Source organism: Persephonella sp. (assembly GCF_027023985.1).
In the GTDB taxonomy this organism is placed as follows: domain Bacteria; phylum Aquificota; class Aquificia; order Aquificales; family Hydrogenothermaceae; genus Persephonella_A.
Window position 1 is genome coordinate 1 of record NZ_JALVTW010000038.1, and the last position, 11,392, is coordinate 11,392.

Consider the following 11,392-nt stretch of genomic DNA (forward strand, 5'->3'; position numbering starts at 1 on the left):
CTAAATTTCTCTATTACTTCTGCGGTAGCCCCATCCATTTTTATTTCATGGTTCTCAATCCAAATTACTCTATCGCATAGCAATTCAACTTCGTGTAAGTTATGCGAAACGAATAACATTGTTATATTCCGTTTTTTAAATGACAACATTAAATCTATACATTTTCTTCTAAATCGTTCATCTCCTACTGCTAAAACTTCATCAATCAATAAAATTTTAGGATTTAATTGAGTAACTACAGAAAATCCCAATCTAGCCAACATACCACTGGAATATGTTCTTATAGGTTGATCAGCAAATTCTTCCAGTTCTGCAAATTTAATAATATCATCAACTTTATTTTTAATAAATTTCAAAGGTATTCCTAACAAAACTCCATTCAATCTGATATTTTCATATGCATTTAACTCAGGATGAAAGCCACTCCCCAATTCAAGTAAGGGAGATACTCTATCTTTTACTATTATTTTCCCTGAAGTAGGTTTAATTACACCAGCCAACAAACTTAATAAAGTGCTTTTTCCTGCTCCATTTCTTCCTATAATACCTACCGTTTCTCCTCTTTTTACAGAAAAAGATATATTCTTCAAAGCAATAAATTCTTTTTTAATATTTTTCCTTTTTTCTTTAGAAAAAACTGAAAATAATAATTCTTTATAGGAAACATTTTGAATAAGCTTATAAATTTTTGTAACATTCTGAAACTCTATAATAACTTCTCCCATAAACCGACACCTTATAAGTATTCTGCAAATTTATAATGTAGCTTCTTATATATAGCAATAGATATTGCCAAAAATATTAAAATATCAATGCTCCCCCAGATTAAATTAAAAGAATTAATAGTTCCCCTCATAAAAATATCTCTCCACAAATCAATCACATGAACCATCGGATTTAAGTAAAAATAGCTTCTGTATTCTTGAGGAACCATTTGTATTTTGTAAAAAATGGGAGTTAAATACATAACCAATGTTAACAATAACGATGCTAATCTATCTATATCTCTAACAAAAACATTTAAAGTTCCAAATATTAGTCCAACAGAAAAACCAAGTATTAACTGTAAGAACAGAACCAAGGGAATCTCATAAAACCAACTAAAGTAAAATACTTTCTGATGATATATTGCTAGAAAAACAATTATTACAGGTATAGATATTATAAAATGTATCATATCCAGAATATTTATTGACAAAGGTAATAAAAATTTTGGGAAAGTGGTCTTTTTTATAATACTAGCATTTGCAACAAAACTCCAAACGCTAACCATAACAGAGTTCATAAACCATTGCCACGCAAATAATCCTGTAATAAGAAACAATGTATAATTTTCAATAGGAATTTTTAAAGCTATCTTAAAAGCTATATAAAAAACTATAGACAATACGAGAGGGTGAGCTATAGACCATACATATCCTAACAAAGTTCCTTTATATTTGACGATCCATTCTTTATATATTAAGACAAACAAAACATCTATATAATATCTTAGTGTGCTTCTTATACTATTGTTCATAATTCCCCAAATACTTCTAAAGCTCTTTTAACAATATCATCCATATCATAGTATTTATACTCTGCTAATCTCCCTACAAGAATTATATTTTCAAGTTGTTGAACCTCTTCTTTATATTTATTGTAAAGTTCCCTATTTTCCTTTGTAAAAACTGGATAATAAGGTATATCTGTTCCTGGGCTATATGTTTTAGGAAATTCTTTTAATATAACAGTCTTCCTAGTTTCTATCGGATGAATATGCTTAAATTCAGTTATTCTTGTAAAATCATAATTATTTGGATAATTTACCACAGGGGCTTCTTGAAAATACTCTTTATCATAGATTTCAAATTTTAAATTTAAACTTCTATAAGGTAAAAATCCATATTTAAAATCCAATAATTCATCAATCATTCCAGTAAAAATAAGTTTCCCTTTAAACTCTTGTCCTAAGAAATATATTTTTTTATTTTCAAAATCAATTTTTAGGACTTCTTTAAAATCTGTATTTAACATAAGTTTTATATTTGGATGATTTAACATATTCTCAAATATTTTAGTATATCCATCACGAGGAACAGCTTGATATTTATCCGTAAAGTAACGATTGTCTTTACTTATATAAACCGGAACTCTCGCAGTAACTTCAGGGTCAATATCCTCAGGCCTCATATTCCACTGTTTTGCCGTGTAATTTTTAAATACCTTTTCATATACAAATTCTGCTAAGAATTTTAAATCTTTATCGTTTTCTTTTTTAAGTTCAAGTATAGGAACTTTCACTCCATATTTATATTTTGAGAGCAGTTTCTCTTCTAATTTTTTAGCTAAAGAAGGAGGAAAGACCTCATATAAAGTATTAAGATTAAAAGGTATAGGAACCTTTTTACCATCTATGAAACCCAATACATAGTGATGATATATATCCCATTCCGTGAAGTTTAATAAGTAATCAAAAACATCTTTATAATTTGTATGAAATAAGTGTGGGCCATATTTATGAACTATTATCCCATCTTTTGTCCTGTAGTCATAACAATTACCACCTATATGATTCCTTTTTTCTATAACTAAAACTTTTTCATTTAAAACATTAGCTATTCTTTCTGCTAAAACAGAACCTGCAAATCCAGCACCAATTACTATATAATTAAACAATTTTTCCCTCCAATAATTTAATATTTTTCTTATATAGAAAGATAAACATAGAAATTGTAACAAAACTTTCTGAAATTAATACAGCGAAAGAAATTCCTATATGTTTATAAAAAGGGACTAGGATAAAATCTAACAAAATATTTAAGACGCTTGCAGAAATAAGTATCCTTGAAAAAGCTTTCTTATAATTAAAAGTCAGCATAGTTTGTATCCCAAAAATATTACTTAACGAGATAATAAAAGGTAAAAAGGATAAAATTTTCAAAACAATTATTGAGTTTTCAAATTTTTTCCCAAGAAATGTAATTACAATTAAATCTGTAAACATAAATAAAATTATAGACACACTAAAAGAAAAACTTCCCACAAAAACAGTAAGTTTTCTTAAAAATTCTACAGCTCTTTCTTCTGATTCTTTAACAAGCTTACTAATATACGGGTAAATAGCATTAGATATTGGAATAATCAACCCTTGAACAGCCCTAACAATCTTTTCTGCTGCTGAGTAATAACCTACAATTGTATTGTTAGTAAATATTCCAAGAATAAATGTGTTTGATACTGTATATAAGCTTATAGCAACAGTAGAAACAAAAATATGCCATCCTTCTTTTAATTGGTCAATCAGAGATTCAAAAGATGCTTTAGTAAATTTAATTTCAAAATCCTTAAAAACTATCCATAAGGCTAAAATACCGGCTATTATAAAGCCTAAAGAGTTTAATAAGGGGACATAGATATAATCTGAAACTTGGTGAACAAAAATGAAAATGGCAACTGTAAAAATAGATTTAGCTAATATATTCAAAAAAGTTATATATTTCATCTTTTCTATACCTTGGAAAAACCATATCGGAAACAATACCTGCCCCACCACCATACCAAACGTTAAATAGTACACTAACCACTCTTTTCTAAATTTTTCAAATGAAAAAACAATAAGGGTTAATATTATAAAAGAAATTAACATTAAACTAAACTTTATAATCATTACAGAACTAAATATCTCTGAAATCTTATCTTTATTATCACGGTTAATTGATATTTCCCGTGTTGCAGACAAATTAAAACCATAATCTGTAAGAATTATAAAATACTGAATAAAAGCCTGTGCAAACATAATAAGACCGAATTTTTCAGGGCCTAAAACTCTCACTAGATACGGTAAAGTTATCAAAGGCAAAATATAATTAGCTCCCTGTAAAATAGAAAGGGATAAAAAATTAGATAAAAGCCTCTTTTTATCTTCTGTATTAAAAAGTCTTTTTATTTTATTTATCATTTTACGTAAATTCTCTTAAATTCCTCGTAAATTATTACATTTTCAACAGAAGGATTAGGATAGCAAAGAAGTCCTATCTCTGTAATAAAAAAGATTGCTATTTCAATATCTGCTAAAGAAGCACCTTTAATTTTTTTATCTGATAAAAAATAGAGAATAGCATTAGTATCAAAAAAAAGACTATGCATAGATTAATCCCATTCTCCTCTAGTTATCTTCTGATATTCTTCCGGTTTGATTGGAAGTTTTTCAAGGGTTCCTGCAAATTCAGATAAGTTTTTCTTTCTTTTAGATACGGAAATTCCATATTTCTTCAATAAGAACTCATAAAAATCCATAAGTTCTTTTTTACCTTCTTCTGGCAAAATATCTATTTTTAAATCTTCGTTCATCATAATTAAACTACCTATTAGGTGAAGTATTTAATCATAATTTTAATATATAAAATAGGCTTTTCAAGGTTTATATCCTTTTTAAAGCGAACAGTTTCTTAATTCTTTATTATTTATGCTCAATATCCTCTTTCAAGAGCTTTTCTAAATTGATCTTAATATTATCGATTATTTCAAATTCATAGTTAAAATCTACAATTATCCATGGAGTTTTGTTTTCGGCTATTTGGATTTTCTTTGCATCGGTAAATATTCATCTTTTAGGATTTCTTCTACTTTTTCTTTATCAAAAGGCATTAATTTTTTTGATTTTAAGATTTTGTATGCTTTTCTTAATCTATCTAAATGTTTTTTGGTTTCTTCATAAGATTTTTTGTATTTAAGTTCAGCATTCAAATCAGCCTTACCCCTTTTTTCTTTGCTTCAATACATATCTCTTCCTGACAGTTATAGGATTTTAATATCAAATCTATTTTCTGGTCACCAATTTTGCTCTTCAGTTTGACTAAATAAGTAATCTTCTTATCTAACCAGTTCTTAGTATCTGGAACTTCAATATAAATATCTATATCACCGCCTTTTGCATTTGGATTGACTCTACTGCCAAAAAGCCAGACTTTTGCCTTATTCCCAAAGACCTCTTTAACAGTATCTCTGATAGCCTTCAGTTCGTATTCTGTAAGACGTACATTTTTAAATTCTTTTGTTTTCATTACTCTTTTATTCCTTCTTCTTTAAAAAGCTCATTAAGGTTTATTTTAATATCATCTATTATTTCTATTGTGTCGTTCCAATCTGTTATAAACCATCTTTTGCCTTTTTCTGCAACCATTACTTTTTTGTCAAATGTTGTATACCAGATAACCCTTTTTACTCTGGCATTTAATAAATCCTGTGTTTTTTCTCTCATATAATTCATAAAATCTCCGTATTTTCTTAAGTCTGCTTTTGAGTCAACTTCAATTACAACCTCTGGAGGAGTTTTTGCACATTTATCATTAATCCCTTCTCTAAAAAGTTTTTTCTTGTCAAAGATAGCAATATCCAAATTTCTCTATGTTCGTGGTGCCCATCGGAAGCCAGCTTCGTTAGTCAAGACCAAATATTTTTTCCTGTCAAGTTTTGAGGATAAATACCCTAATATTAAAGCAATTATAAATGCCTGTAATTTACTACTCCCCATAATTTCCTCCAGAGTTTTCTCCCCCGCAATTACTTTGTCATAATCCCTGTAATAAATGGGACTGCCATATCTCATCTCATATATAAGTTCTTTAGGGACTCTTTTTCTGCCTTTTTTCTTCTTTTCTTGGATTTCTAAACTCATTTTTTTCACCGGACTATTGAGATTTATAAAAATAATATTATAGATTTCGGATTGGAAAACAAATCCGAAAAAGTTTTGAAATTTAAGGAGTCTACTCCTCGAAATTTAGAGAGTATATTCCTGTATTTTAAGTTAAGTTTTAGCCGTTCCTGAAAATATCCCGTGTATAAACTTTGTGTTTTACGTCGTCAAGTTCTTCTGAATATCTGTTTGCTATTATCAGGTCTGGAATTTCTTTAAATTCTTGAAGGTTGTTTATTACTTTAAATTCCATAAATTTATCTTCCTCAATTAATGGCTCGTATATTACAACTTCTACATCTTTTGCTCTGAGATATTCAATAATGTCTATAACTGCAGCTTCTCTAAAATTATCAGAATCAGATTTCATTGTAAGTCTGTAAACACCTACGATTTTGGGATTTCTTTTGAGAATTTGTTCGGCTATGTAATATTTTCTGGCTATATTTGATTCAACAGTTGCTTTTATAAGATAGTGTGGAATATTTTTTTCCATGTAGTTGGCAAGCAGTTGTTTTGTATCTTTAGGCAGGCAGTATCCACCATAACCAAATGATGGGTTATTGTAATGCATACCTATTCTTGGGTCTAAGCATACACCTCTTATAATTTCTTCTGCGTTTAAGTCATGACTTTCTGCGAAAGTATCAAGTTCGTTAAAAAAGGCCACCCTCATTGCCAGATATGTGTTTGCAAATAGTTTTATACTTTCTGCCTCTGTTGAACCTGTAAATAAAACTGGAACATCTTTTTTCTTTGCACCTTGTAGAAGCAACTCTGCAAATTTTCTTGCTCTTTCAGACTTTTCTCCAACAACTATTCTGGAAGGATAAAGATTATCATATAGGGCTTTTCCTTCTCTTAAAAATTCTGGAGAAAAAATAATATTATCTATGCCAAATTTTTCTTTTATTTCATCTGTATATCCGACTGGGATTGTTGATTTTATTACCATGGTAGCCTGCGGATTTATTTGAAGGACTTCTTTTATTACAGCTTCTATTGATTTTGTATTGAAATAATTTGTTATCGGGTCATAGTCTGTTGGAGTTGCTATTATTACAAATTCTGCATCTTTATAGGCTTCTTCCGGGTCAAGTGTGGCTTTAAGGTTTAGAGGTTTATTTTTTAGATACTCTTCTATATCTTTGTCTATGATAGGGGAAATTTTTTTATTTATAAGTTCTACCTTTTTAGGGTCTATATCCTTTACTACAACTTTATTATGCTGGGCAAGTAAGATTGCATTTGATAATCCTACGTATCCTGCACCTGCAACTGCTATTTTCAGTTTAATAACCTCCAGGAAAAATTAAGGCATTAATTTTACTTTAATTTTATCTTTTTGTTCAACAATAATTATATTTTTTTGAATACCTATTAATTTTATCTGCCGTATCAAACAGAATAGGTGTTTTTTCAATTATTTCTTTAAATTTTTCTATAAGCATTTCCTGTATATATTCATAAACAAGTTCATTTCTCAAATCTTTAAGCTCTATTAAAAGTCTATAATCATCAACAAAACCTCTTTTTTCAGCTCTTATCACTATATCTATCTTCCTATTTATGTCTTCTAATTCTAATAAATCAAGACTTCGCAAGACTTTATTAATTAAAATATCAACAGCCCGGGAAAATCTATTTGACAAAGTTTCAAGGACTTCTAATTCATCTTCTGATAGATTATTTTTCTCCAAATCTATATTTTTTGCCTTTTGATAAGATTTATTTAACCATTCTATACTTTTATTAAATAAATTTAAGTTGTCACAAAATATTTTTTTAAGTTCTTCTGCTTTCAAATTTCAACCCCGTATTTATATGCAATTTTTGTAAATTCTGTTTTATAAGGATTATCTGTAATAATTAAATCTATTTTTCTATCTCCTAATTGAAGTAATAAATCTACCCGGATTTTTCTTCTTAGTTTGTAATCAATTTTTTTAGAAATAACAAGAATATCAATATCTCCACCTTTTTTAGTTAAATCTGTTCTACTTCCAAAAATAAAAATTTTTGCTTCAGGATCATATTTTTTTATGGTTTCCTTTATAATTTTCAGCTCTTCAGGGGAAAGTCTTACTTTTGGAGTAGTCGCCATTATAATCTCCAATAAAGGAATCCTTCATTAATGGCCTTTTCTTTGTTGTATAAACCTTTTATATCTATCAAAACAGGCTTTCCATCTTTTCTCATCAGCTCTTTGTATTTTTTAAAATCTAATTCCTCAATAAATGGTCTGTGTTTTACTGCTACTACTATCGCATCATAAGGAGCTTCTTTTTCTATATTGTCTAATAACTCTATTCCATATTCCTCTTTAACTTCCTCCGGATATGCAAATGGGTCATGTATGTAAACATATATCCCATATTCTTTTAGCTCTTCGTAGACATCTATTACTTTTGTGTTTCTTATGTCTGATATGTTCTCTTTAAAGGTTAGTCCTAATATCAGGACTTTACTTCCTTTTACTGCTTTTCCTGCTTTTATTAGTTTCTTTACTGTGTTTTCTGCTACAAATTTGCCCATATAATCGTTTATTCTTCTTCCTGCCAGTATCACTTCCGGATGGTGTCCTATGGCCTGGGCTTTGAAGGTCAGATAATATGGGTCTACGCTTATACAGTGGCCACCCACCAACCCCGGTTCAAATCTAAGGAAATTCCATTTTGTTGATGCTGCTTCTAAGACAGATTTTGTATCTATTTTTAATTTATTAAATAATACAGACAATTCATTCATAAGGGCTATATTTAAATCCCGTTGAATATTCTCTATTACTTTGGCTGCTTCTGCTGTTTTTATGTCTGGGGCTTTGTGAACTCCTGCTGTAATTACACTCCCATATAACCTGGCTAAAAATTCAGTCGTTTCTGGTGTATCTCCTGCTACCACTTTTGTAATTTTGTCTATTGTGTGTTGTTTATCTCCCGGGTTTACCCTCTCCGGTGAATAGCCTACGTTGAAGTCTTTTTTCCATTTTAGGCCGCTTTCTTGTTCTAATATCGGAACGCATTCTTCCTCTGTTAGTCCCGGGTATACTGTTGATTCATATACAACTATTGAACCCTTTTGCATGTATTTGCCTACTGTTTTTGTAGCTGATTTGATTGGTCTAAGGTCTGGTATGTTGTGCTTGTCTATTGGTGTTGGCACAGTAACTATTATTACTTTTGCCTCTGATATTTTCTCAGGATTGTCTGTAAATTCTATATTAGACTTTTTAAGTTTTTCTGATTCTACTTCTCTGGTTCTGTCATAGCCTTCTTTTAGTTCTTTTATCCTCTGAGAGTTTATATCAAAGCCTATTACATTAAATTTCTGGTCTAACAAAACTGCTAAAGGCAGTCCTACATATCCAAGGCCTATTATGGCTATTTTCTCTTTGTTCCCTTTTGTAAACTCTGAGATTTTCAAAGATTAACCCTCAAAAGAATTTTTTTCTATTTTACTATATATTATGGGTCGCAGACTTTACAGGGACGCAAACCTGCCTTTAAGGCTTTTCTTCTGCTTTTAAAAATAATTTTATGTTTTATTCTTCTGGCAAATCTACAGTCAGGTCTGTGAAAAACTTTACCTCTGGGTTTTGCCACATAATATGGAGCTTTTTTACGGGTTTTCTTCTTTGTATGGATTTTTCTTTTCTTATGCCGTTTGTGATAATGCTTTTTGGGAATGTATTCTTGATATGTCTCTACTTTATAATAGTTACCCTTGTTTTCTATTATTGTTTTTTCAAAAGCGAAAGCGCTACCTATAATAAATAAAAATATCAAAAACCACATACCCCTCCCCCTCAAAACAAAATCCAATATATATATTTGAATAACTTTTAATTATTTAAGTATAAATCATTCTACGGTTACTGTCTTGGCAAGATTTCTTGGCTGGTCTACATCTTTTCCAAGAAGGGTTGCTATATGGTAAGAAAGCAGTTGTAAAGGAATTATAGTAAGAATTGGATACAGCGGGTCTATTGTTTCTGGAATATAAATGACATCATCTGAAACCTGTTTTATCTCTTTATCATTTTCCGTGGCCACAGATAAAACTTTTCCTTTACGGGCTTTTACTTCCTGAACATTAGAAAACATCTTTTCATAAAATCTATCCTTTGGAATTACACAAACTACAGGCAGTTTCTCATCTATCAATGCTATTGGACCATGTTTCATTTCTCCTGCAGGATAACCTTCTGCATGTATATAGGATATCTCTTTAAGTTTCAAAGCTCCTTCCAGAGCAATAGGATAGTTTATATTTCTGCCTAAAAACAGAAAATCAGTTGCATTCATATATTTATGGGCGAGGTCTTTAATCTCATTATCTTTTTTCAAGATTTCTTCTACCTTTGAAGGAATATGTAAAAGCTGATTATGGATAAATTCATAATCTTCAAGTGAAATAGTTCCTTTTCTTAATCCTGCTTCAAGGGCAAATAATAGTAGACTTACTAATTGAGCTGTAAATGTTTTTGTGGCAGCAACCCCAATCTCTGGACCACAATAGGTGTATAAAACATAATCAGTCTCTCTGGATAAAGAGCTTCCTACAACATTAACAAGACCTATTGTTTTTGCCCCTTCTTTTTTTGCATCTAAAAGTGCAAATCTGGTATCTGCTGTCTCCCCAGATTGACTTATACCAAGCACCACAGTTTTTTCATCTATAATCCTGTCCCGGTATCTATACTCAGAGGCATAATCCACCTCAACCGGAATTCTGGCAAATCTTTCTATCCAAAACTTACCTACAAGTCCTGCATGATAAGATGTTCCACAGGCTATTATATAGAGTCTACTGGTATCCTTTAATATTTCAAATAGTTCATTATTTTTAGATGAGTTAAATCCGGAAATTGTATCTGCTATTGTTCTAGGCTGTTCGTGTATCTCTTTTTGCATAAAATGTTTATATCCTGCCTTTTCAGCAACAGAAACGTCCCAGTTTACATGGAAAGGCTTTTTTTCAAGTTTTTTTCCATCTATTGAATAAACCTCAACTTTATTTTTTGTCAGGACAGCGATTTCCCCATCCTCAAGGGCAATAAAATCTTTTGTATATTCTAAAACTGCAGGGATATCAGATGCTATAAAGTTTTCATCTTCACCAAGACCAATAATTAATGGGCTACCTTTTTTAATTGCCACAATTTTATCAGGTTCATATGTAGATATAACCCCTACTGCATAGGCACCTTCCAACCTTTTTGCTACTTTAAAGGTTGTTTCCAGTAAATCCCCTGTATATAAATCCTCAAACAGATGGGCTATGACTTCTGTATCTGTTTCAGACTTGAATTTATAACCTTTATCCATTAGTTCTTTTTTTAATTCCATATAGTTTTCTATTATTCCGTTGTGAACAATAGATATTGTTCCTTTCTGGCTGGTATGTGGATGAGCATTTTCTATTGTTGGAGCACCATGGGTTGCCCAGCGGGTATGTCCAAGTCCTATATGTCCTTCTATCTTTTTACCCCATAGATGTTCCTGAAGGTCTCTTATTTTTCCCACCTGTTTTTCAACAATAATTTTGTCTCCAGATTTATCTATAACTGCTATACCGGCAGAATCATATCCCCTGTATTCCAGTCTTTGAAGTCCATAAAGTAAAACCGGAACAGCATTTCTTTTGCCTACATAGCCTATAATTCCGCACATAATTTTCCCCCATAAACTTACAGCTGTAACTATATTATAA

General features: G+C 30.4%; 16 protein-coding genes. All 16 read right to left on the reverse strand.

What is annotated here, in order from left to right:
* On the reverse strand, positions 1–725 hold a 725-nt coding region (locus MVE07_RS10200; protein ID WP_297457220.1), incomplete at its 3' end, for an ABC transporter ATP-binding protein.
* 11 nt (positions 726–736) lie between these two features.
* Entirely contained in the window at positions 737–1,519 is a 783-nt protein-coding gene (locus MVE07_RS10205; protein WP_297457223.1) for an ABC transporter permease, read from the reverse strand.
* Positions 1,516–2,658, reverse strand: a complete 1,143-nt coding sequence (gene glf, locus MVE07_RS10210) for a UDP-galactopyranose mutase (RefSeq protein WP_297457226.1) — start codon at positions 2,656–2,658, stop codon at positions 1,516–1,518. The genes MVE07_RS10205 and glf overlap by 4 nt, the downstream gene beginning before the upstream one ends.
* Entirely contained in the window at positions 2,651–3,940 is a 1,290-nt protein-coding gene (locus MVE07_RS10215; RefSeq protein WP_297457230.1) for a flippase, read from the reverse strand. The genes glf and MVE07_RS10215 overlap by 8 nt, the downstream gene beginning before the upstream one ends.
* Entirely contained in the window at positions 3,937–4,128 is a 192-nt protein-coding gene (locus MVE07_RS10220) for a hypothetical protein (protein WP_297457233.1), read from the reverse strand. Before MVE07_RS10220 ends, MVE07_RS10215 begins: the two co-directional genes overlap by 4 nt.
* A 3-nt stretch (positions 4,129–4,131) precedes the next feature.
* Positions 4,132–4,335: a DUF2281 domain-containing protein gene (locus MVE07_RS10225; protein ID WP_297457235.1), complete on the reverse strand. Its 204-nt coding sequence runs from the start codon at positions 4,333–4,335 to the stop codon at positions 4,132–4,134.
* A 219-nt stretch (positions 4,336–4,554) separates the two neighbouring features.
* On the reverse strand, positions 4,555–4,728 hold the full coding sequence (locus tag MVE07_RS10230; RefSeq protein WP_297457239.1) for a hypothetical protein: 174 nt from the start codon (positions 4,726–4,728) through the stop codon (positions 4,555–4,557).
* Entirely contained in the window at positions 4,725–5,045 is a 321-nt protein-coding gene (locus MVE07_RS10235) for a nucleotidyltransferase domain-containing protein (RefSeq protein WP_297457242.1), read from the reverse strand. The genes MVE07_RS10230 and MVE07_RS10235 overlap by 4 nt, the downstream gene beginning before the upstream one ends.
* Positions 5,045–5,380 (reverse strand): hypothetical protein, encoded by a 336-nt coding sequence (locus tag MVE07_RS10240; RefSeq protein WP_297457245.1) that lies wholly within the window; start codon positions 5,378–5,380, stop codon positions 5,045–5,047. Before MVE07_RS10240 ends, MVE07_RS10235 begins: the two co-directional genes overlap by 1 nt.
* A 6-nt stretch (positions 5,381–5,386) precedes the next feature.
* Positions 5,387–5,659, reverse strand: coding sequence for a hypothetical protein (locus MVE07_RS10245; protein WP_297457248.1), 273 nt, complete (start codon positions 5,657–5,659; stop codon positions 5,387–5,389).
* 139 nt (positions 5,660–5,798) lie between these two features.
* Positions 5,799–6,971: a nucleotide sugar dehydrogenase gene (locus MVE07_RS10250; RefSeq protein ID WP_297457414.1), complete on the reverse strand. Its 1,173-nt coding sequence runs from the start codon at positions 6,969–6,971 to the stop codon at positions 5,799–5,801.
* Between the two features lie 58 nt (positions 6,972–7,029).
* Positions 7,030–7,485, reverse strand: coding sequence for a hypothetical protein (locus tag MVE07_RS10255; protein ID WP_297457251.1), 456 nt, complete (start codon positions 7,483–7,485; stop codon positions 7,030–7,032).
* On the reverse strand, positions 7,482–7,784 hold the full coding sequence (locus MVE07_RS10260) for a nucleotidyltransferase domain-containing protein (protein ID WP_345781552.1): 303 nt from the start codon (positions 7,782–7,784) through the stop codon (positions 7,482–7,484). The genes MVE07_RS10255 and MVE07_RS10260 overlap by 4 nt, the downstream gene beginning before the upstream one ends.
* Positions 7,784–9,103 carry a nucleotide sugar dehydrogenase gene (locus tag MVE07_RS10265; protein ID WP_297457257.1) on the reverse strand — a complete coding sequence of 440 codons (1,320 nt, stop codon included), beginning with the start codon at positions 9,101–9,103 and terminating at the stop codon, positions 7,784–7,786. Before MVE07_RS10265 ends, MVE07_RS10260 begins: the two co-directional genes overlap by 1 nt.
* A gap of 41 nt (positions 9,104–9,144) precedes the next feature.
* Positions 9,145–9,465, reverse strand: a complete 321-nt coding sequence (locus tag MVE07_RS10270) for an Ada metal-binding domain-containing protein (RefSeq protein ID WP_297457260.1) — start codon at positions 9,463–9,465, stop codon at positions 9,145–9,147.
* Positions 9,466–9,540: 75 nt separating this feature from the next.
* Entirely contained in the window at positions 9,541–11,352 is a 1,812-nt protein-coding gene (gene glmS, locus MVE07_RS10275; RefSeq protein ID WP_297457264.1) for a glutamine--fructose-6-phosphate transaminase (isomerizing), read from the reverse strand.
* Positions 11,353–11,392: the final 40 nt, after the last annotated feature.